Annotated in this window: 23 protein-coding genes; 9 read left to right on the top strand and 14 right to left on the bottom strand. The window is 41.2% G+C overall.

Annotation, left to right across the window (positions count from 1 at the left end; genetic code table 11):
- Window positions 1-17: 17 nt before the first annotated feature.
- The 5 genes from C1E24_RS20025 to C1E24_RS20005 all read right to left on the bottom strand — a co-directional run bounded on the left by C1E24_RS20025 (window position 18) and on the right by C1E24_RS20005 (window position 3,049).
- On the bottom strand, window positions 18-428 hold the full coding sequence (locus tag C1E24_RS20025) for a hypothetical protein (RefSeq protein WP_138484584.1): 411 nt from the start codon (window positions 426-428) through the stop codon (window positions 18-20).
- On the bottom strand, window positions 421-1,752 hold the full coding sequence (locus tag C1E24_RS20020; protein ID WP_138484582.1) for an ATP-binding protein: 1,332 nt from the start codon (window positions 1,750-1,752) through the stop codon (window positions 421-423). The genes C1E24_RS20025 and C1E24_RS20020 overlap by 8 nt, the downstream gene beginning before the upstream one ends.
- Window positions 1,746-2,420: a response regulator transcription factor gene (locus C1E24_RS20015; protein ID WP_138484580.1), complete on the bottom strand. Its 675-nt coding sequence runs from the start codon at window positions 2,418-2,420 to the stop codon at window positions 1,746-1,748. Before C1E24_RS20015 ends, C1E24_RS20020 begins: the two co-directional genes overlap by 7 nt.
- Window position 2,421: 1 nt before the next feature.
- A complete protein-coding gene (locus C1E24_RS20010) occupies window positions 2,422-2,670 on the bottom strand; it encodes a PepSY domain-containing protein (RefSeq protein ID WP_138484578.1) in 249 nt (82 codons plus the stop codon).
- Between the two features lie 79 nt (window positions 2,671-2,749).
- Window positions 2,750-3,049 carry a YciI family protein gene (locus C1E24_RS20005; RefSeq protein WP_138484576.1) on the bottom strand — a complete coding sequence of 100 codons (300 nt, stop codon included), beginning with the start codon at window positions 3,047-3,049 and terminating at the stop codon, window positions 2,750-2,752.
- A gap of 178 nt (window positions 3,050-3,227) precedes the next feature.
- Between C1E24_RS20005 and C1E24_RS20000 the strand changes: the two genes are divergently transcribed.
- On the top strand, window positions 3,228-4,652 hold the full coding sequence (locus tag C1E24_RS20000) for a sodium-dependent transporter (protein ID WP_138484574.1): 1,425 nt from the start codon (window positions 3,228-3,230) through the stop codon (window positions 4,650-4,652).
- Between the two features lie 215 nt (window positions 4,653-4,867).
- On the opposite strand, the gene C1E24_RS19995 is transcribed toward C1E24_RS20000, so the two are convergent.
- Both C1E24_RS19995 and C1E24_RS19990 read right to left on the bottom strand, forming a co-directional pair.
- Window positions 4,868-5,518, bottom strand: coding sequence for a CPBP family intramembrane glutamic endopeptidase (locus C1E24_RS19995; protein ID WP_138484572.1), 651 nt, complete (start codon window positions 5,516-5,518; stop codon window positions 4,868-4,870).
- An 85-nt stretch (window positions 5,519-5,603) separates the two neighbouring features.
- Window positions 5,604-6,200, bottom strand: a complete 597-nt coding sequence (locus tag C1E24_RS19990) for an inner membrane-spanning protein YciB (RefSeq protein ID WP_138484570.1) — start codon at window positions 6,198-6,200, stop codon at window positions 5,604-5,606.
- Window positions 6,201-6,327: 127 nt separating this feature from the next.
- Here C1E24_RS19990 and C1E24_RS19985 point away from each other — a divergent pair, with 127 nt between their 5' ends.
- Complete coding sequence (locus C1E24_RS19985; protein ID WP_138484568.1) at window positions 6,328-6,603, top strand: HU family DNA-binding protein; 276 nt, start codon at window positions 6,328-6,330, stop codon at window positions 6,601-6,603.
- A 137-nt stretch (window positions 6,604-6,740) separates the two neighbouring features.
- On the opposite strand, the gene trpA is transcribed toward C1E24_RS19985, so the two are convergent.
- Genes trpA through C1E24_RS19955 form a run of 6 tightly spaced genes read right to left on the bottom strand, consistent with a single transcriptional unit; the run spans window position 6,741 to window position 13,273 of the window.
- Window positions 6,741-7,547 (bottom strand): tryptophan synthase subunit alpha, encoded by an 807-nt coding sequence (trpA, locus tag C1E24_RS19980; RefSeq protein ID WP_171040943.1) that lies wholly within the window; start codon window positions 7,545-7,547, stop codon window positions 6,741-6,743.
- Entirely contained in the window at window positions 7,547-8,731 is a 1,185-nt protein-coding gene (gene trpB, locus C1E24_RS19975; RefSeq protein WP_138484564.1) for a tryptophan synthase subunit beta, read from the bottom strand. The genes trpA and trpB overlap by 1 nt, the downstream gene beginning before the upstream one ends.
- Before the next feature lie 7 nt (window positions 8,732-8,738).
- Window positions 8,739-10,106: a bifunctional indole-3-glycerol-phosphate synthase TrpC/phosphoribosylanthranilate isomerase TrpF gene (trpCF, locus tag C1E24_RS19970; RefSeq protein ID WP_138484562.1), complete on the bottom strand. Its 1,368-nt coding sequence runs from the start codon at window positions 10,104-10,106 to the stop codon at window positions 8,739-8,741.
- On the bottom strand, window positions 10,099-11,103 hold the full coding sequence (gene trpD, locus C1E24_RS19965; RefSeq protein WP_138484560.1) for an anthranilate phosphoribosyltransferase: 1,005 nt from the start codon (window positions 11,101-11,103) through the stop codon (window positions 10,099-10,101). Before trpD ends, trpCF begins: the two co-directional genes overlap by 8 nt.
- A gap of 8 nt (window positions 11,104-11,111) precedes the next feature.
- On the bottom strand, window positions 11,112-11,702 hold the full coding sequence (locus C1E24_RS19960) for an aminodeoxychorismate/anthranilate synthase component II (RefSeq protein WP_138484559.1): 591 nt from the start codon (window positions 11,700-11,702) through the stop codon (window positions 11,112-11,114).
- Window positions 11,702-13,273 (bottom strand): anthranilate synthase component 1, encoded by a 1,572-nt coding sequence (locus C1E24_RS19955; protein ID WP_138484557.1) that lies wholly within the window; start codon window positions 13,271-13,273, stop codon window positions 11,702-11,704. The genes C1E24_RS19960 and C1E24_RS19955 overlap by 1 nt, the downstream gene beginning before the upstream one ends.
- A 441-nt stretch (window positions 13,274-13,714) precedes the next feature.
- Between C1E24_RS19955 and rnm the strand changes: the two genes are divergently transcribed.
- Genes rnm through rluB form a run of 5 tightly spaced genes read left to right on the top strand, consistent with a single transcriptional unit; the run spans window position 13,715 to window position 17,490 of the window.
- Window positions 13,715-14,566: an RNase RNM gene (gene rnm, locus C1E24_RS19950; protein WP_138484555.1), complete on the top strand. Its 852-nt coding sequence runs from the start codon at window positions 13,715-13,717 to the stop codon at window positions 14,564-14,566.
- The gene (locus tag C1E24_RS19945; protein WP_138484553.1) at window positions 14,566-15,186 is read left to right on the top strand and encodes an L-threonylcarbamoyladenylate synthase; all 621 of its coding nucleotides are present in this window, start codon (window positions 14,566-14,568) and stop codon (window positions 15,184-15,186) included. The genes rnm and C1E24_RS19945 overlap by 1 nt, the downstream gene beginning before the upstream one ends.
- Before the next feature lie 19 nt (window positions 15,187-15,205).
- Window positions 15,206-15,994 (top strand): segregation and condensation protein A, encoded by a 789-nt coding sequence (locus tag C1E24_RS19940; RefSeq protein ID WP_138484551.1) that lies wholly within the window; start codon window positions 15,206-15,208, stop codon window positions 15,992-15,994.
- Between the two features lie 48 nt (window positions 15,995-16,042).
- Window positions 16,043-16,630, top strand: a complete 588-nt coding sequence (gene scpB / locus C1E24_RS19935; RefSeq protein ID WP_138484549.1) for an SMC-Scp complex subunit ScpB — start codon at window positions 16,043-16,045, stop codon at window positions 16,628-16,630.
- A complete protein-coding gene (gene rluB, locus C1E24_RS19930; RefSeq protein ID WP_138484547.1) occupies window positions 16,630-17,490 on the top strand; it encodes a 23S rRNA pseudouridine(2605) synthase RluB in 861 nt (286 codons plus the stop codon). Before scpB ends, rluB begins: the two co-directional genes overlap by 1 nt.
- A 70-nt stretch (window positions 17,491-17,560) precedes the next feature.
- On the opposite strand, the gene C1E24_RS19925 is transcribed toward rluB, so the two are convergent.
- Window positions 17,561-18,298 (bottom strand): YciK family oxidoreductase, encoded by a 738-nt coding sequence (locus tag C1E24_RS19925; protein WP_138484545.1) that lies wholly within the window; start codon window positions 18,296-18,298, stop codon window positions 17,561-17,563.
- A gap of 196 nt (window positions 18,299-18,494) precedes the next feature.
- On the opposite strand from C1E24_RS19925, the gene C1E24_RS19920 reads away from it, so the two are divergent.
- Window positions 18,495-20,891 (top strand): VolA/Pla-1 family phospholipase, encoded by a 2,397-nt coding sequence (locus tag C1E24_RS19920; protein ID WP_138484541.1) that lies wholly within the window; start codon window positions 18,495-18,497, stop codon window positions 20,889-20,891.
- A gap of 93 nt (window positions 20,892-20,984) precedes the next feature.
- Entirely contained in the window at window positions 20,985-21,989 is a 1,005-nt protein-coding gene (sohB, locus tag C1E24_RS19915; RefSeq protein WP_138484538.1) for a protease SohB, read from the top strand.
- Window positions 21,990-22,108 lie beyond the last annotated feature (119 nt).

Here is a 22,108-nt window from a genome sequence, read left to right as displayed (position 1 = left end):
GCCGTTTTTATTGTTGATTAATAACTAAGTTTCAAATCTTCAATATGGCGTGTATATAAACGTATCTTGCATTCTTTATATGCAACAGCAGCTTTGGTTGAGTTTGGCATTTTATGAAGGTAGCGCCATCTACAGCTATCTTCAATGTAGTTGTCTTGATGTTTTAAACTTCGTCTTATAATCGGTAACAGTTGAGTATTGCCGGTGTCTTGCTCAAGCTCTTCCATATCCATCACCAGCTTTTTAATCCAGATAGTTCTTTCCCTGTCTAATGTCTCAATATTGCTATCAAGGCATTTTATAAACTGTCTAGCCTCAGCAGGGGAGTTACTTTGTATTGGCTTACACTCTCTGAGCTCATAGGCGTGTGTTGAAAGTGTTATTAGTGGTAATCCTGCACAAAAAAGTAATCTAAAAAATTTAGTCATATTTAAACTCAACAATAAACAACGCACCGCCTAATGAAGCAGAGCCTATCTCTATGTTTCCTTGATAATCATTCACCAAATCTGCCACAATTGCGAGTCCAACGCCATGACCCGATTCATAAGTATCTAAGCGAGTGCCGCGTTGTAACAGTTTTTTACGCGCACTGACTTCAATGCCTGGGCCATCATCACAAATTTCAATTTTCAGGGTCTTTTCATCACTTGTGACATTGACATGGACAGTACTTACACAGGCTTTACAGGCATTGTCGATAAGGTTGCCCAGTATCTCCATTAAATCTGTTTTATCGCCTAAAAACTTAGTTTTATCAGCACAATTCGATTGAAAATCAATTGCTTTCTCATGATATACCTTTTTCATCGCATTTAAAATCGATTCAAGTACAGGTGTAACAGAGGTGGTTTTCTTCCAAGTATCGGTACCACCAGTCGCAGCACGCTTTAACTGATGTTCTATCATACTGTTGATCCTATCGAGTTGCTCTTGTGCATCATTATCATTTGCCATAGGACTAGATTTTAAGATAGCTAAAGGCGTTTTCAGTGCATGTGCTAAGTCGCTTAATGACGCTCTATATCGTTCTTTTTGTCGGCGTTGAGACTCAAGGAGTAAATTTAGATCTTCTGTAATAGCTTGGAGCTCAACAGGATAAGTATGTGATAAGCGCTCCTTTTTGCCAGATTCAATCGCTTTTATCTCTTTGTCTAAACGCTGTAGAGGTCGCATATTCCAGATAAAACCTAAACTCATTAAAAGTGTCATGATGGCACCGAGAATTAACATCCAAGTCATTAATGTGTCTGTAAACTCGGACAATATATCTTCTAAAGCATTATCATCTCGCAGCAGGATAAACACAGCTTGTTGAGATTGTTCGGCATTACCCAAGATAACAGTGAGGCTGAGTTGCCAGTATGCATTGCCTTGATAGTGAACTTGTTTGAATTCAGATGCGCCAGTCTCAGAGTCTATTGAATCAGGGTTAAACTCTAGTGAGACAGCAGACTCCGAATACCAAACCAAATCATTGTTCTGGTAGATAAGCGCGAAAGTATCGGAGTCAATGCGATTTAATTCGGGTGCCAATATGGTATTGGGCATTTTTACCGACTCATCAATAAACTCGACTTCTGAAATGAGTGAATATAAGTGCGCTTCTAAGTTTTTTTCGGTGGCATCAACAAGTGACGCATAATAGGCGCTGCTTACAGAGTAAAATAATACGGGAAGGGCGATTATAAGCACAAAGACAAGGACGAAGCCTTGTCTTATTTTTAATGGAACCTGTGTAGAATTTACCACTGACTCTTAAACCTGTAGCCTCTGCCTCTTAAAGTCTCGACTGGGTTAAGTACGCCTTCAGGATCGAGTTTTTTACGTAGCCTAAGCACAAACACTTCAATTACATTAGAATCTAAATCGAAATCTTGATCATAAATATGCTCAGTAAGTTCAGACTTAGAAATCACCTTTTGTGGGTTTACCATTAAGTATTCAAGCACTTTGTATTCGTACGCGGTGAGCGTTAATTCTTTTTCATTGACCCACACTTGTTGTGAGCGGGTGTGAATTTTAACAGGACCAATATTAATTTCTGGATTTGCTTGGCCTGCACTACGACGAATTAACGCGTTACAACGAGCCACAAGCTCTTCAACATGGAATGGCTTGGTTAAGTAGTCATCAGCACCAGCATCTAGGCCTTCTACTTTATCCTGCCAACGTTCACGGGCAGTTAGAATTAAAATGGGGATAGTCACCCCCGCTTTTCTGGCACGCTTAATCAGTTCGATACCGTCTAGTTTTGGTAGGCCTAGATCAACTACCGCTAAATCGAGCGGGTATTCTTGTAAGTGAAATAAACCAGATTCACCATCATGGCATAAATCGATACTGTATTTTTCTTTTTCTAGTGCTGAGCGTAAATTCTCAGCCAGTTGAATATCATCTTCGATCACTAAAATTCGCATACTAATCCTTCTTCACTTTGCCTGTTTTTTTATCTACTTTGAGGTCAACAATGCGCCCGTCCTTTTGCAAGATCCTCACGACAAAATAGGTGTTTTCTTCTGATACTTTTAACGTTTTTCCTGCATATTCTGCTAGGGCCAGCGTAATAGCTTGTTTTTTGTCGATATTGGCTTTGTTATTGGCAATGACTGTCGCTGACATCAGTGACAAGCTTAAACTAACAACAAAACCAACTAGTGTTAGACGCATTTTGAGCTCCAGTTACAGGGCTGCTTAACAATTGTGTTCAGAATATAAGTTAACGAATTAACCAAAGCTGAACTTGTTGTTAAGGCAAAACCTTTTTATATGGTTTAACAACACTGTGAGCATATACGCCAGCAGCAATATATGGATCTGCATCAGCCCACTGCTGGGCAGCTTCAAGAGACTCAAAATCTGCGACAACAAGTGAGCCGGTGAAACCAGCTGCACCTGGATCTTCACTATCAATGGCAGGAAGAGGACCCGCCGCGAATAAACGGTTTTGTTCTTTTAAAGCGGTCAATCTTTCTAGATGTGCTGGGCGAGTTGCTAAACGTTTTTCTAAAGAGTTCTCGACGTCAGTAGAGTAGATCATATACAACATAAAATTCACTTTATTCAGGTCTGTATGAAATTGTATGCAATGGTAAGCTTTCTATACGCCCTTTGTAAATGGCAATACTATGAGACGCAGTGTTTCACGTTAAAAACTTGATAACAGTATCCTATGACGGTAGAGTCGGGCGGAAGTAAAAAAACAATAACAACAGGATGACGTTTTAATGAGTGCGAACAGAGAGCATTTTAGTTCAAAACTAGGCTTTATTTTAGCTGCTGCAGGCTCTGCAGTAGGTATAGGTAACTTAGTTGGTTTTCCCGTCTCTGCAACAAAAAATGGTGGTGGAGCCTTTCTTTTAGTTTATGCATTATTTGTGGCTTTTATCTGTTTGCCTGTGATGATGGCTGAAATGGCAATGGGTCGAAAAGCGCAGAAAGACCCATACGGTGCATATAAATCTTTATCTGGTAATGACAAAAAGTGGTCTTTTGCGGGCGGCCTCGCTGTACTAACTCCTTTTATGATTGCTGTATTTTATATGGTAATTACAGTTTGGATATTTGGTTATCTAGCGCAAACTGCATTAGGTAACTTGGATATGCTGGCTAATCCAGATCATTTTGGTCAGTTCATTAATCAAAACACGGTTTTTGGTTACATGGTTGTAGTTGCAATCATTGTGAACTTAATTCTAGTGGGTGGTGTTAAAGAAGGCATTGAAAAAGCCGCTAAATTTCTAATGCCCGCACTATTTGTACTACTAATTGGTTTAGTAGCGTATGTACTCACGCTAGATAACGCCATGGCTGGTGTTGAGTATTACATTGTCCCAGACTTTTCTAAGATGGATGCCAGTGTTCTAAATGGCGCTTTGTCTCAAGCATTTTTCTCATTATCTTTAGGTATGGGTATCTTAATGACTTATGCGTCTTATATCTCTAAAAAAGACGACATTGTAGGTGGCGCAAAAATGGTCGCCATCACTGACTCGTTAGTGGCATTTATTGCTGGCCTTATGGTTCTGCCTGCTATCTTCAGCTTCAATCCAGCGACGAATCCAGAAGAGCTATCAGATTCATCGGTTTCAATGATTTTCGTTTATTTACCTAAAATTCTTTTAGCACTGCAAACTGACATTGGTTATACCGGTGCGTCAATCGTGGCGTTTATTTTCTTCTTGCTGGTATTCTTTGCGGCAATTACTTCTCTTGTATCAATTGTTGAAGTGCCAACAGCTGCTTTAATCGAAGAAAAAGGCGTAAGTCGCAAGGTAGCATTATTAATTTTAGCGGGTGCCACAGGTCTACTGACAGTGCTGTGTACGATGTCATTTGGTATGGTTGATTGGCTAACTAAATTTGTTAGTTATGGTGGTGCTGATAAAAGTATGTTCGATATCGTTTACGATGTTTTCTACGACACAATTTTACCGCTGAATGGTTTAATGGTGTGCTTATTTGTTACTTATCGCTGGAAGAAAGCCAAACTTTCTGAAGAACTGTCCCAAGGTTGTGACAGCTACTCAGGTAGTTTTATGGAAAAATATGTGAATTTCTCACTGTCGACTTTCATACCTGTGATTTTGCTACTTATCTTTGTAAATACTGTCGCTACTAAGTTTTTTGCAGTAAGCCTATTTGGCTTTTAACTCGCATCAAAAATTGATAATTTAAAGGCCGATTATTCGGCCTTTTTTATACCAACCCTCTTAATTAAGTGATCTATTTTGAGACAAGGAAAACTTGTCGATAGCGAGGCGAAATTTTGCTATTTAGTTGCTCTAAATAAGAAATTTTTAACGAAGCTAGCGTCAGTTTTAATCCCTCGAAATGATTAAGTATTATTGAGAGCGGGTATTAATTTTTATCCCGTGGTTATTCTCATCCCAGAATCTAAATAGCTGCCAACCCCAATAGTAAACATCCATAAACCCCACAAGCTATGCTCTAGTACACATACCATCAATGAGCGACTGTGTGCATAGGTGTAAGAAAATAACAACCCGCCAGCAAATGAAAGCGCAATTGCAACCCAGTTGTCGTAGACGCAATGGGCGAGAGCAAAACTGAGTGCACTTAAAAAGATACGCACGTTTTTACTTGGCAGAATGTGCTTGTAACGATGGAAGAAATAGCTTCTAAAAATGAGTTCCTGAGGCAACACAGATAGCAGTGGATATGCAATCAATAAGATTAACCATTGAGTGGTTTCATTCTTTGGCATAGCAAACCAAAGCGTTTGATTGGCCAAGCCAAATAACATGGCACTGAACAATGCGCCAATGAAGAAGCCAGTAAAAAGTCGATGTTTGACTTGTGAAAATTGGCCCAATGAAGTTAGACGAAAGCGCTTAAAGTGCGGGTCTGTGAGTAATAGAAAGGTGCATACAATCATAAGGATGAGTAAAGCAGGGAACAACCAAGTAGACAGGTAATCTTTAAATAAATAAGTAAACAGCGGTAAGCAGAAAAATACGCCACAGAGCTCAAACCAACGATATTGCGAAGCAGTCAAAGGCAAACCCCATTATTAAATATAATTAAAAAAGTATAGTTTGCCCCTAGACTAAAAAAGCGACAGTTTTATTAAGTTTGCGGGGTTATTTTTTGTTTTCTTGTTCTTGAAACCCATCGGGTAAGTATTCAAAAATCCGAAAAACAGTGAGCAATACGGCAATAAATGTGACGATTGCGAGACCGAAGACTTTGAAATTAACCCAAAAGTCGAGCGAGAAGTTATAGGCGACATAAAGGTTTAAGATTGCAATGCTGATTAAGAATATAAACCAAAGCGTATTGAGCTTTTCATACACTGATTTTGGTACATCCACCTTAAACTCTTTTTCACCTTGTTTCTCGGCTGCTGTCTTTAACATGCTGAGTAGTGCCGTTTTCACGAGGTTTTTATTAAATATAAATCGAGAAATGACCAAGGTAGCCGCGAGCAAACCGTAGATAGCCGTCGTTTTCCACATAATGTACTGTTCATCTTGGAATATGATTGTCATACCGCCTAGGAATAAAGCAATCACACAGAAAACCCAAGTTTTGGTAGAGATTTTACCCTTAGTGAAATATTGATAGGCAATTTGTAGTAATGATATGCCGACCAATACCGCTGTCGCCCAGAATATATCGATCATTTTGTAGACTAAGAAAAATAGGATAAGGGGTAAGTATTCAAATAATGCAGTCATAGATACCTCTCTTAAATAACGTCCTACAACAAAGTATTAACAATATTTGAGTAAGACTGCAAGTTGACATTCACAAAAAATATTTTTAGGCTCTGCCACCCTCTAGCATTAACAAACCAGTATATATATGAACAAGTCAGAATTAGTATCGGCCATGGCGGCACACAGTGAGTTAACGAAGAAGGATTCTCAGGCAGCTTTGAATAGTATTTTGGCGGTCATAAAAAAGCGCTTATCTGAGGGCGATCAGGTGCCTATCTCTGGTTTTGGTACGTTTGCACTGAGTTATCATCCAGCTAAGATGGGCAGAAATCCGCAAACGGGTGAAGAGATCATGATTGAAGGGGCAAACAAGGTTCAATTTAAAGTTGCTAAGGCGCTGAAAGACGCCTTAGCGAACTAAGCATCAAAGTTTCGTCAAACTACTCGGAATTGCAGCTAGAAGGCAAGTGAGTTAATCCCAATGAACATAGATTTTCTATGAGAGTTGGGTTAACAAGCGTAGCCAACACCGCTGCAGCTTCAAGTAGGACGGAGAAACTATTTTTGGGTTGCAGCTTTCATCGTCGCAACAAAGCTTTGTAACGAGTCTAGCATAGCGCTTGGCTCGTTCAGGTTTTGCTCGATAATTTTAACTACAGCAGAGCCTGAGATTGCACCTGCAGCACCAGATTTTAGTGCCGCTTTTACATCGTCAGGCGTTGAAATACCAAAGCCTAACAGTGCAGGCGCTGCATGATATTCTTTTAATTTAGAAATCATAGAGTCAGCTGGCATTTGCGCTTTTGTTTCTGTGCCAGTTACCCCAGCGCGTGAAAGCAGGTAGGTGTAACCGCGGCCGTAGCTTGCACAAGTGCGAACAGTATCATCATCTGCGTTTGGTGTTGCAATGAAAATAGGCTCAATGTCTGCAGCTTTCGCAGCGTTTCTAAACATTTTAGATTCATGAAGCGGCACATCAGCCACTAAAATTGAATCTACGCCGACTTCCTTTGCTTCACGATAAAAATTATCAATACCACGTGCAAAAATAAGGTTTGAATACAGTAATAGACCAATCGGAATATCTTGATTGTATTCGCGAACTTGCTTAATGATATCAAAGCAGTCTTGGGTATTAACGTTTTGTTCTAGCGCACGAATATTCGCAGCTTGAATCACTGGGCCATCCGCAATCGGATCTGAAAATGGAATACCTAGCTCTAACGCATCGGCACCACCGTCAATCAAGCTTTTAATGATCTCAAAACTCAGTTCTTTGTTTGGATCGCCAATTGTCACGAAGGGAACAAACGCCCCCTGATTTTTCTCTGTAAGGGCAGCAAAAGATTGTGCATAACGGCTCATTATAGCGCTCCTTGTTCTGCTAATACTTGGTGAACGTGTGCTAAGTCTTTATCACCGCGACCACTTAAGTTCACCACTAAAATTGTCTCTTCAGTTTGCTCTTCGGCATATTTTAATGCGTATGCAAGGGCATGACTTGATTCAAGCGCAGGAATAATACCTTCATGCTTAGCAAGCGCTTGGAAAGCATCAAGTGCTTCTTTATCAGAAATACCCACATATTGTGCGCGGCCTGTTTCATGTAAAAATGCATGCTGAGGGCCAACAGCAGGGTAATCAAGGCCCGCAGATACAGAGTAAGATTCTTCAATTTGGCCATCATTGTTTTGCATAATATACGTGTAAGCACCGTGTAAAATACCCTTAGTACCTTTACATAAAGCAGCGCCGTGCTCTTCAGTATCAAGTCCTTTACCTGCAGGCTCAACACCAATGAGTTTCACACTTTCATCACCGATAAAGTCACTGAACATACCAATGGCGTTTGAACCACCACCAACACAGGCAATCACAGCATCAGGTAAACGACCTTCAGTGTCTAACACTTGCTGTTTTGCCTCTTCACCGATCATTTTTTGGAATTCACGTACGATGGTCGGGAATGGGTGTGGACCAGCAGCCGTACCTAAAAGGTAGTGGGCTGTTTTATAGTTTGCAGACCAGTCACGCATGGCTTCGTTTACAGCATCTTTTAACGTGCCAGAGCCTGCAGTTACAGGGATCACTTCGGCACCCATTAAACGCATTCTGAATACATTTGGCTGTTGACGCTCAACGTCTTTTGCACCCATGTAAACACGGCATTTCAAGCCAAGTAGGGCACAGGCAAGGGCTGTTGCCACACCATGTTGACCTGCACCTGTTTCGGCGATTACTTCTTTTTTACCCATGCGCTTAGTCAGCAATGCTTGGCCAAGTACTTGGTTGGTTTTATGTGCACCACCGTGGAGTAAATCTTCACGCTTTAAATACAGTTTTACTTTTGGGTTTGTAACTAAATTACGTGTAAGCGTTAGTGGCGTTGGACGGCCCGCGTACTCGTTTAATAGTTTTGTAAACTCAGCCTGAAATTCAGGATCTTTTTGTGATTTATTAAATTCACCTTCAAGCTGCTTTAGTGCAGGGACGAGTAGTTCGGGTACAAACATGCCACCGAAATCGCCAAAATATGCTGCGTTATTCATTTCCACCTCAATAACCTCTTATGTTTTTAAAAGCATCTGCAATTTTTTGCGAACACTTTTTACCAGGGCTCAGTTCAACCCCTGAATTCAAATCTAGTCCTTGTGCGCCTGTATAAGCTGCATCAAGTACATTTTCTGCGTTTAAACCGCCAGCTAACATAAAGCTGTTTGCGCTCTTTTCAGCCAGTAATGACCAATCAAATACTTCACCTGTGCCACCAAATCCTGCAGAGGTTTTAGTATCGTACAAATGTTTATCTACTCCTGAGATTGGTTCAGGTAGCACATCAGTCACACCTTGTGCTTTCCATATTTGGCAAGTTACAGGTAACTTTGCGCGCAGCGCTTCAATATACGTTTTATCTTCATTGCCGTGTAACTGCACGGCTGCAAGTTTTAATGTTTGCGCAATTTCACTGACTTGTTCTAGGTCTTCGTTTACGAATACACCAACATACTTTAAAGGTGCACTATCAATAACGGCTTTAGCACAGTCAATGTCAACGTAGCGGGGCGATTTAGGGGCGAAGATAAGGCCGCCGTAAATAGCCCCTGCGTTAAAAGCCGATTGGGCGTCCTGAGAGCGTGTTAAACCACAAACTTTATTTTCACCCAGAATAAGACGACGGCAAGCAACTTCTAAGTCTTGCTCAGCCATAATAGAGCTGCCCACTAAGAAACCATTACAAAGTGGTGCTAGACGTTTCACATCTTGATGGGTGTAAATACCTGATTCAGAGATCACAACTTTGCCATCAGGAATTAGCTTTCTGAGCTTCTCGGTTGTCGCTAAATCCGTGCTTAAGTCACGTAAGTTTCGGTTATTAATACCGATAATCTCAGCATTCAGATCAAGTGCTCGGTGTACTTCTTCTTCGTTACTGACCTCGGTTAGGATAGACATATTCAGTGACTTTGCCACATTGGCAAGGTGTGTATATTGCGCATCATCAAGTACTGACAGCATAAGCAAAATGGCGTTACCACCATGTAAGCGCGCTAGATAAACCTGATACTCGTCGATAAAGAAGTCTTTACAAATAAGCGGTTGGTCAACTTTTTTGCTGACATATGTCAGGTATTCAAAACTGCCCTGAAAATACTTCTCATCGGTTAACACACTGATGCATGTGGCATATTTGCCATACACGCCAGTGATTTCATCAAGATTAAAGTTCTCTCTAATCAGGCCCTTTGATGGCGATGCTTTCTTACACTCTAAAATAAACTGTGTGCCGGATGCTGCCAGTGCCGCCTGAAAATCTCTGTCACTTGGCACAAGGTCGTTAATAAAAGAGTCTAGTGGCTTTTGTTGTTTTCTTAGAGCGACCTCTTGTTGCTTATCTGCAACGATTTTTTCTAATACGTTAGCCATTGCTTACCTCAACGATCTCTTTTAGTTTGTCTGCGGCTTGTCCAGACTTTAAAACTGTTAATACTTGCTGTGTGGCGGCTTTAAAATCAGCAGCCAAATTATGCATGACCAGTAATGCAGCAACGTTTACTGCAATAGCGGCATTGTGTGCATCAGGTGCTGTGCCATTTAAAATCTCAATACTGGCTTTGGCATTGTATTCTGGCGTATCCCCAGCGATTTGGTCCAATGAATAATGTTCAACGCCAAAGTCGTCAACGGTTAAGGTGTATTCTTTAATGTCACCATCAACCAACTCAGCCACATGGGTTGTGCCATGTAGGGCAATTTCATCTGTGCCTTCACCGTGTACTATCATTGCTCGCTCAGTACCGAGTGTTCTTAAAGTCTCAGCCATCGGGAGGCATAAACTTTTATCATACACACCCAGTAACTGTACTTGTGGGGCTGCTGGGTTAGTCAGTGGCCCTAAAATATTAAAAATCGTACGAGTTTTTAACGTGGTACGCACTGGCATGGCATGTTTAACACCTAAGTGATAAAGCGGCGCGAATAAGAAGGTGAAGCCGGTTTCTTTTAAACATATACTGGCTTGCTCAGGCGTCATTTCAATATTAATGCCCAGAGTTCTAAGTAGATCAGCAGAGCCTGATTTACTCGATACACTGCGATTGCCGTGTTTCACTAAATTGATACCACATGCCGCAGCCACAATTGCTGCTGTGGTGCTGACATTGATGGTATTTGAACCATCGCCACCTGTGCCACAGCTATCAGCACAAACAAGGTTATGTGCGTTGAACTTTGTGGCATGATCACGCATGGCTTTGGCAGCACCGGCAATTTCTTGCGCGGTTTCTTTTTTAACTTTTAATGCAATCAGTGCGGCGGTGAGTTCAATTTCAGACACTTCACCCTGCATGACTAGATCGAAGAAGCTATTTGCTTGCTCAAATGTTAAGTCTTGTTGTTCAAGTAATAGATTTAAACTGTCCATGTTGGCTCCTATTGTGTTAAGTAGTCGATACTTTGTTTTAATAACTGAGCACCGTCTGGGGTAAGAATAGACTCAGGGTGAAATTGATAGCCGATCACCTTATCTTCAGGATGATAAATAGCCATCGGAATAGTGTCGTATTTGGCAATCACTTTTAAGCTCTCAGGAACATGAGTTGCCATTAAAGAGTGGTAACGCGCAACCGGGAAGCGTTTGCCAATACCTGTAAATACAGGGTGGTCGTCAGCTTCAATAATTGAAGACTTGCCATGGACTGTTTCACCAGCATGACCAACAGTACCGCCATAGCTTTGTGTTAAGGCTTGTTGGCCTAAACAAATTCCCAGCATAGGGAATTGGCCTTTTGCGAGTTCAATTAGCTCTAATAAGCAGCCTGCTTGAGCTGGGTTACCTGGGCCTGGCGATAACACTAAAATTACCGGTACAGTTTCTTGCTGCATCTTGGCGAAGATTTTTTCAGCGGAGATATTGTTACGGTAAACCACTAAATCTAGGCCTAGTAGCGTCAGTTCATCAACAAGGTTGTAGCTGAATGAATCAAAGTTATCTAAAAAATATACTTTTGTGCTATTAGACATTAGCAGGCTCCTTGATACGTAGACTGCACGGCTTTTATGACGGCTTGTGCTTTAGCACGTGTTTCATCGGCTTCAGATTGTGGATCTGAGTCATATACAACGCCGGCACCTGCTTGAACGAATGCGGTACCATTTTTTACAAATGCAGAGCGGATAACGATACAAGAGTCCATCGCGCCATCGCCCGTTAAGTATCCAACTGCACCACCATAGCTACCACGACGTTGCTTTTCAGTATGTCTGACTAACTCCGCAGCTTTTACTTTAGGTGCACCTACTAGTGTGCCCATGTTCATACAAGCTTGATAGGCATGCAGTGCGTCTAAATCTGGTTTTAATTGACCCACAACGCGTGATACCAAATGCATGACCTGTGAATAGCGGTCTACTTTTAGCAGCTCTTTTGCGTGGCGTGTGCCTGCAACGCTAATTCGCGCTACGTCATTACGTGCTAAATCTACCAGCATTAGGTGCTCTGCACGCTCTTTTTGATCGTTGCGAAGCTCAAGTTCAATGCGGCTGTCTAGATCTGGATTAATACTGCCATCTGCAAACTTACCGCGAGGGCGTGTGCCTGCAATAGGGTAAACTTCAACTTGATTGCTGTTGACGCAATATTTCAATGCCGATTCAGGTGAGGCACCAAACAAAACAAAAGACTCATCTCGCATATAAAACATATACGGACTTGGATTTTGCTTTTTAAGTTGTTGGTAAGCTGCTAGTGGCTGGGCACAAGGTAAAGAGAACGTACGAGAAGGCACGACTTGGAAAATATCACCATCGATAATGTTTTGCCTTAAAGTTTTTACTTGCTGACAGTAAGTTTCATCGTCAATGTTTACTGTCACTTCAGACTGGCCTTCATTTGGCGCTGCTAAATACGGCGTTAAATTATCACAACGCGTATTCAGCTCTTCTAGCTGTTTACCAACTTCAAAACAGTTTGCATGAACTTCTGGGCCGTTAAAAACATTACCAATTAACTCAGTTGTTTGTGCTTGATGATCGATTAATACCAAGGTTTCTGCTAAATAAAACACATAGTCGGGACAGTCATTATCACCATCTGGGACGTCAGGGAGTGTTTCAAAGTTCGCCACCATGTCGTAAGCAAATACACCGCCTAAAAATAATGCAAAAGGGGTATCTGAGTTACGTTTTATTTTATTTATACAAGTACGTAGGGCGCTGAATGCATTATCTGCTTTAAGCTTACTGTACTCATCGAGCTCAGCTTCAAACGGTGCGTATTCAAGTGTTAATACATCGTCTTCTACAACCGCAGTACAGTTCTCAACTTGTTCGGCCAAGTAACTTAACACTTGCTGACCGTTGTTAGACAGTGCTTTGGCAATCACGGTTTTGCCTCTGCACTCAATGCGCAGTGCTGCATCGACTAGAATAATGCTTTTAACATTATCTTTAGAGTCAATTTCTGCTGACTCCAGTAGTAATGAATTTGTTTTATCGAGTGCCGCATACAATGACAGTGGGCTGCTAATGTAATCGCGCCGTTGTCTTATACTCGTCACTTCCCCTGGTGTTGTCGTAATATGACTAAAAATCAAAACCTCATTCCCCATAATAAAAAACCCCCGCCAGTGTTAACTTGCGGGGGTTGTGTAACAGATACAACAATGCCGTCCCGCTAGTTCAGGCGCCACCACCAAGAATGTGTGTTGATATTGTTGTTAATCATGTTTGTATTCCAAAAAATTTAGATATAAAAAAACCCGCATTTATGTGCGGGTTTTGAAATCGTATAGATACGACAAAGCGCCCGCAATGTTACGAGTGCCACCACCAGATTTTGTTTTTAGTTAATGTTTTCATATCAGGTATCTGTCGAATCAATTTATGCACACAGTAAACCTTATCGGAACGAGCGAGTCAAGCTAAAAAGTTGCAAAAATATTAAAAATATAAAGTATACAAAATTTAATGGGGCGTATTAGTGATATAATCCGACCCGTTGACACGAACACGAATAATAATGAAGAGAAATAAACTTGATTAAATATGATTTACACAGTCATAGCACCTTTTCTGATGGTCGTTTAAGCGTAAACGCATTGCTTGAGCGAGCAACAGAAAAGGGTGTTGATGTTTTAGCCCTCACCGATCACGATACAGTTGCGGGTATTGAGCCTGCAAAGCAATTTATTGCTGACCGAGATTTAAATTTAGAGTTGATAGCTGGGGTTGAGATTTCGACAAAATGGGAGAGCTTTGAAATCCATATTGTCGGCTTATCTATAGATACTGAAAATACACATCTACTTAATTTATTGACTGAGCAACAAAGCAAACGTGAAGCACGAGCACAAGAGATTGGTCGACGCCTAGCTAAAAAAGGCTATGAAGACATTTATGAGCAGGCTAAAACATTGGCAAAAGATGCTGAAATCACCCGAGCACACTTTGCACAAGCGTTAGTCGAACGCGGTGTCGCTAAGAATATTCAAGGTGTGTTTAAAAAGTTCTTAGCCAGAGGCAAAACGGGTTATGTGCCAAGCAATTGGTGTGATATGGCAACTGCCATTACAGCAATTAAGGCTGCTGGTGGCGTTTCCGTGCTAGCGCATCCTGGTCGATATCAAATGTCTAATAAGTGGCTTCGTAAATTACTGAGCGAATTTAAACTCGCTGGTGGGCAGGCAATGGAAGTCGCTTTACCACAACAAGCACCGAGCGAAAGACAATTTTTAGGGCAATTAAGCCAAGAGTTTGATCTACTCGCGAGTCAAGGTTCAGATTTCCATTATCCTATGCCTTGGTCAGATCTCGGAAAAAACCTATACTTACCAAAAGATTGCCAAGCTGTTTGGCAGTTTTGGCAAGACGCACAGGAGTGTAACTAATGAGCCAATTTTTTCATATTCACCCAGAAAACCCACAGGCACGCTTAATTAAACAAGCGGTCGAGATTATTCATAAGGGTGGGGTGATAGTCTACCCGACCGACTCAGGCTATGCACTTGGCTGCAGTATTGGTAACAAGCAGGCGAAAGAGCGAATTGAACGTATTCGCGGTATTGAAAAACACCATAACTTTACACTTGTCTGCCGAGACTTATCAGAGCTAGCAACGTATGCCCGTGTCGATAATCAAATTTTTCGTTTAATAAAAAACAATACACCAGGGCCTTACACTTTTATTTTTAAAGGCACCAAAGAAGTACCTAAGCGTCTATTAAACGAGAAGAAAAAAACCATTGGTATGCGTGTAACGGATAACCCAATTGCTTCAGCTTTACTCGAAGAGCTCAATGAGCCACTTATGTCATGTTCTTTGATTTTACCTGGTGAGCAATTTACCGAATCAGATCCCGATGACATTCGTATGAGCTTAGAAAAACAGGTCGATCTTATTATTCATGGTGGTTATTTGATTGAACAAGCCACTACCGTCATTGACTTCTCTGACGATGATATTGTGATCCTCCGCGAAGGGTGTGGTGACGTTACGCCGTTTCAATAGCCATTAAAATAGTCATTAAATGAGTAACTCTGCGCCACTGGCCTTTCTTCACGGTGAAGCCGTTTTAGAAAAGCCAGAAGACTTATACATACCGCCCGATGCCCTTAAAGTGATATTGGAAAGCTTTGAGGGCCCGCTCGATCTGCTTTTATATCTTATTAAGCGCCATAAACTCGATATTCTGCAACTGCCGATCCATAGCATTACTAAACAATATGTGAGCTATGTTGAACTGATGAAAGACTTACAGCTTGAATTGGCAGGGGAATACTTAGTGATGGCAGCGTTATTGGCGCAAATTAAGTCGCGCATGTTGTTGCCGACCCATGAAGAGCTTGAAGAAGAAGCCGATCCGCGTGCTGAATTAGTCAAGCGTTTGCAAGAATATGAACAGTTCAAAACCGCTGCAGAAACATTAAAAGCGCAGCCTCATGTCGGAAAAGACTTCTTCATAGCTAATGCAGAGTATATCGATACTGCACTTGATGAAGAAAAGTTACCTGATTTAAGTTTAAAAGAGTTAGTGCTTGCATTTGGTAATGTGATGGCGCGGGTAAAAACGCTCGCTCACCATCAAATATCAAGTGAAGTTTTGTCTACTCGTGAACGTATGTCGCGAATTCTTCGCCACCTTTCAGAAAATAATGGTCCGTGTGCCTTCGTTACTTTGTTTGATTTTGCTGAAGGACGCCAAGGCGTGGTGGTGACATTTATAGCAATGCTTGAACTGATCAAAGAGCAATTAGTCACTTTTACCCAAATTACCCCGCAATCAGAGATTTATTTATCTTTAAAACTACAAGAGTAACCGAACCTCTGTCATAATATTGCCTTGTGTTTGCAATTGTAGATTAATATGGCTTTTAAGCGTCTTAGTGATGAACAACTCGTTGAGCTAGTCGAAGCAGCGATTTTTGTTTCTGAGAAGCCTTTAAGTAAGCGTGGTCTACAAGAAACCGTTCTGCAAGATTTCAATATTTCTGCTAAAAGATTAACCCAAACCATAGACTCACTGGTTGAGCACTATTCAACAAGAGGTGTTCAGTTGGTTGAAGTGGCCTCTGGTTATCGCTTTCAAGCAGGGCCTTCTTTGGCTGAGCCATTAAGTAAATTATGGCCTGAAAAAGCGGTGAAATACTCTCGAGCGACCATAGAAACCCTTGCCTTGATAGCCTATCGTCAACCTATTACCCGAGGTGAGATAGAGCAGGTTAGAGGGGTTGCTGTAAGTAGCAATATAATGAAAAGTTTATTAGAGCGTGAATGGATAACGGTTGTCGGGCAAAAAGACGTGCCAGGTAAACCAGCGCTATATGCAACCACCAAACAATTTTTAGATTATTTTTCTTTATCTGGTTTAGAACAGCTGCCTAATTTACCTGAGCAGCAAGATGTAAAACTAGAACAGATATTGAGTGATCCTTCTGTGAGAGAACCATCCTAATGAGTGAAAAGTTACAAAAAGTATTGGCCCGTGCTGGTGTGGGTTCACGCCGTGAAATGGAAAAATACATTGACTCTAATCGTGTCAGCGTTAACGGTAAAGTGGCACGTTTAGGTGATCGTGTTGAAGAAAATGCGGTTATCCGTGTTGACGGTCACGTTGTTAAAATTGAGCAACAAGAAGAACGTGTTTGTCGCGTTTTAATGTATCACAAGCCTGAAGGCGAATTATGTACACGTAAAGATCCTGAAGGTCGCCGAACGGTTTTCGATAGACTACCTCGTTTAGAAGGTGATCGTTGGATTGCGATTGGCCGTTTAGATATCAATACTTCAGGTTTATTGCTATTTACCAACGATGGTGAGTTAGCGAATCGTTTAATGCACCCTAAATATGAAGTAGAGCGTGAGTATTCTGCACGTGTATTCGGTGAAGTAACAAATCAAACATTGAGTACCTTAACTAAAGGCGTTGAGTTAGAGGATGGCCCAGCTAAATTCTTAAAAATTAAGCCTATGGGTGGTGAGGGCATTAACAAGTGGTTCAATGTTACGCTAACTGAAGGTCGTAATCGTGAAGTACGTCGTTTATGGCAATCTCAAGAAGTAGAAGTATCTCGCCTAATTCGTATCCGTTACGGTAAATTAGAGCTTAACAAACGTCTTCCACAAGGTGGCTGGGAAGAGCTTAAGTTAGAAGACGTAAACTACTTGCGTAAATCTGTGAAAATGCGCCCTGAAACGCAAACTAAGCTGTCTGTGATGCCAGAAAAGCGCAAAGATAAACGCGCTAAGATCAATCAGATCAGAAAGGCGGTGAAAAAGCACAACCAACGTGCACAAAAGCCAAAGAGAAAGTGACTTTCTAATTGAATAAAGACTAAAAAGGCACTCGATTGAGTGCCTTTTTTAATGGTGTCAGAACGATAAGTTATTGTGCGTTAATCGATTCACCGTTAACGTCTTTAGAATCATCTGCCATTAGGAATAAATACGTCGGCATGAGTTCTTCAGCAGTTTTAAGCTTTTCTTTATCTTCACCAGGGAAAGCAGAAGCGCGCATACTAGTACGTGTCGCACCCGGATTAATACAGTTGATACGTATATTAGTTTTACCTACTTCTTTAGACCAAGTTTGCATCATGCCTTCAGTTGCAAACTTTGAAATTGCGTAAGGGCCCCAGAATTCACGACCCTGACGGCCTACACCTGATGAGGTGAAAATCACTGATGCACACGGTGACTTACGAAGTAGTGGGAACATATATTTTGTGATCATTGCTTGTGCAGTCACGTTTACTTTCATGATATTTTCAAACGTAGATACACAGAAATGTTCTAGTGGACCAAGTGAACCCAAGATTGAAGCATTGTTCAGTAGACCATCTAATTTACCAAATTGCTGCTCTATGGTTGCAGCAAGGTCGCGGTAGTTTTGTTTTGTCGCACCGCGCATATCCATAGGTACGATAGCCGGTTTTGGATAGCCTGCATTCACGATTTCATCGTATACGCATTCAAGCTTTTTAGTTGTTTTACCAAGTAGGATTACAGTTGCACCGTGTTTCGCATATGTTAATGCCGCAACACGGCCAATTCCATCGCCAGCACCTGTGATTAAAATGGTTTTATTTTCTAGTGCGTTGTCTGCTGCTTGATAATTATGCATTGTAGATCTCTATTTGAACGTTTTGCGCATTTTATCACAGCATTAGGGTAAGTTATCTAAATTATTGTAAATTTGGGTGGCGAAACTTTACATATTGGGTTAAGTTTAACTGGTCTAATGTCTCATTAAAAACAGAATTACATTATATTAACGCGTTAATTGCATAAGAATAATAAAATTTGTCGGAGCCCATTCAATGAAAAAAATGCTTCTCTCACTCGCAATTTCTACGGCTTTGGTCGGCTGTGGCGGCGGTGAAACACTACAAGATGTAAAACAAGAAACGACCCCTGTACTGCCTTCAGCTTCAGTGAAATTCGATCCATCAAATGGTGTGATATCAATTCCGAATGATTTACTTTTAAGCGGTACTAAAGATGGTACTTTAAACTTACCTGGTGAATTTGACGATCAGGGTCAACCTTTACCGGCTGCTGCATATGCTAACCCAAGTTTAGCAATGGGTGGTTTAGACGGTTGGTCGACTAATATGCCTTATGTTATCGATTTAGATGTGCCAAGCGAAGTTAGCATTAATGCTGACTCTGTTGCCACACCTGATGCTGTTCGCATTTTTGAAGTGGTAATGGGCGCGAGTATTACAGATCCTGACTGCGCGAGTGATAAAGTACCTGCGGGAATTGCCTGTAAATATGTTGGCGAACTAGAGTTTGGCCCGGGTAAAGACTTTGTCGCTAAGCTAACAGATTCAGGTAAAGGCATCATGGTTGTGCCTCTGAAACCGCTGAAGCCTGGTGCGTCGTACATTACAGCACTAACAAAAAGCATTGTAATGGCTGATGGTCGTTCACTTGAGCCATCATCTTCATATAGTTTAGTGAAAGCGGAAGCGCCTTTAGTGACTGACTCACAAAGAAGCCTTCAGGCCGTTGTTCAGCAATATGAAAATGTTATCTCTGGCCAAGTAGCCAAAGAAGATGTGATTTATACCGCAGCAATGACGATTCAGTCAGTGGGCGCGGTAATGAATAACATTAAGCTAGGTTTAGCGCAAAGCTTACAAACACAAACTAACCCTAGAATCTCAGTTCCTGAACAACCTATGATCACAGTATCAGATGCGTTAGCAACTGTTATCCCAGATGCTGAAACACGTGCACCTTTCCAGGCTGTTCAATACATGCAAGGTAGCATTATGTTGCCTATGTACTCAAAGAAACCAGAAGGTACAGCAATTGAAGATTTAGCGGGTACGTATTGGAAAGCTCGATGTGATAGTGCTGCAACACTTGCTGGTGCAGTTGCTGCCGGTGTTGATTTGTCTGGTTTAACACCAGGTGCAAACGACGCGTATTGTAATGCAGCGTCTGGTGGTGTACTTCGTGATTTTGGCTTAGATCAAAGCCGCTTCTTAACTAAATTTAACAGCATCCCTTCTATTGAATGGATTGCAAACGTACCTGTACAAATAACTAAGCCACGAGCAGAATTGTTAGGCATTGAAATGCCAGCAACGGGTTGGCCAGTTGTGATTTTACAACACGGTATTACTGCTAATAAAGAAAGCCTATTAGGGTTAACACTTGCATTGAGTAATGCCGGTTTTGCAACTGTAGCAATTGATCACCCAATGCACGGTGCTCGCGGTCTTGATATCGATTTAGACGGCAAAGATGACTTCAATGCAACAAGTGGTCAGGGTTCAGTACTTTCATACATGAACTTGACGTCACTACTCGTCGCACGTGATAACCTAAGACAGTCTTCAGCTGACCTACTTGCACTTAGACTTGGCTTGAATTTTATTGACCCAACACTTGGTATCAACCCTACAGATGTGAGTTTCTTTGGCCATTCTCTAGGTTCAATTGTTGCACCTAACTTTATTGCGCATACAAATAAGCCTATCGGTAATGAAACGGTTGATAACTTATTTAAGGTGAATACAGTTGGTCTAGCTAGTGGCGGTGCTGGTATTGCTAACTTTTTAACTGAATCAGGATCATTTGGATCGTTTGTTAAGGGGTCAGTACTTTCATCTGCTGGTAATTTACCATCTAAAGCGTTCTTAGAGTTCATGACAAGTGAAGCAACAGCCGTTTGCCCTGCAGAGATTAAGATCCCTTGTTCTTATGCGCTATATGAAAAGCAATTGGTCGAAGCCGGCAATACGGCGGCACTGGCTGCTATTCAGTCTGTAATTAGTCAGTTTGTTACCGTCGCGCAAACAGCATTAGACAGTGCGGATCCAGTAAACTACGCAGCATCTGTTCAGGCTCTTGGTACACCAACCTACTTAAGTGTAGTAACAGGTGGCGTTGATGGTAACCAACCTGATGCAGTTATTCCACCAACAACGGCATTACCGCTGTCTGGTACTATGCCTATGGCGCAATTATTTGGTATGACGGCAGTGACAGAAACACAGGAAGGTGAACCAAAGAACTATGTGGTCAAGTTCTCTCAAGGCCATCACTCATCTATTGCGACAACTACATTTGAAGAAGATGTAGGCGGTACAGCTCTAGGCCATGCGATGACAACACTTGAAATGCAAAAGCAACTTGCAACCTTCTTGGCATCAAAAGGTATGAAGTTACCAGTTGAGAACACTGCAGTGATTGCTAATTAAGTTCAATTACGAGAAGATGAAAAAGCCGCGTTAAGCGGCTTTTTTTATTTTTATAAAAATATTTTTAATCATAAGAACAACGAGGAGACTAGATTGACGTTCTTATTTGAATACGGTTTATTTTTAGCAAAAGCAGTCACAGTTGTGTTATCGATTGGTATCATCATCATTCTGGCTGTGGGCGCGAGTCAAAAGCCTAAAGCAAACGCAGGTGAAGTTGAACTTCAAGACTTATCTAAAAAGCTAAAGCGAAATCAGCAAGACTTTATCGAGCAGACTCTAGATAAAAAAGAACTGAAGACTTACAAAAAAGCGCAGAAGAAAGAGCAGGAAGATAAGCTTGCTGCAAAGGCATTTGTTATTAATTTCGATGGTAGTTCAGATGCCCATGAAGTGAATAATTTACGTGAAGAGATTACAGCGGTACTTCAGATTGCTGATAAAAAAAAGGATTCAGTGATTGTAAATATCAACAGTGGCGGTGGTGTGGTTCATGGCTATGGGTTAGGCGCATCGCAGTTAAAACGTCTTACTAGCGCAGAACTCCCTTTAACCGTGTGTGTTGATAAAATTGCTGCAAGCGGCGGCTATATGATGGCCTGTGTGGCGAATAAAATAGTCGCGGCTCCGTTTTCAATTATTGGCTCAATTGGCGTTATTGCACAAATCCCCAATTTCAATAAGCTTTTGAAAAAGAATGACATTGATTTCGAGATGATCACTTCTGGCGAATTTAAACGCACGTTGACGATATTTGGTGAGAATACCGATAAGGGGCGTGATAAATTTCAACAAGAAGTTGAATCAACACATGGCTTGTTTAAAGAGTTTGTGCAAACTCATAGACAAGATATAGAACTTGAACAAGTGGCAACAGGTGAGTATTGGTTTGCAACTGATGCACTAAAATTGGGTTTAGTCGATGAGCTAAACACCAGTGATGACTATATATTGTCATTGCTAGATAGTTATCAAATCTACACAGTAAAATATACCAGCAAAAAATCGCTGCCAGAAAAGCTAGGACTTGGCGTTAGTAAAGCGATTGCAAGTGCAACTAATAGCCTTTGGACTAAATTACAAGACGCTAAATGGTAGATATAAAACGCTCTACTGATTGGCGAAATTTAATACCAATTCTCTTAATTAAGTGATTTATTTTGAGGCAAGTAAAACTTGTCGATAGCGAGGCTAAAATTTTGCTATTTAGTTGTTCT

The organism is Pseudoalteromonas phenolica (genome assembly GCF_005876835.1).
GTDB classification, from domain to species: Bacteria; Pseudomonadota; Gammaproteobacteria; order Enterobacterales; family Alteromonadaceae; genus Pseudoalteromonas; species Pseudoalteromonas phenolica_B.
The sequence above is the reverse complement of the archived record's forward strand: the minus strand, read 5'-3'. Positions and strand labels throughout refer to the sequence as shown.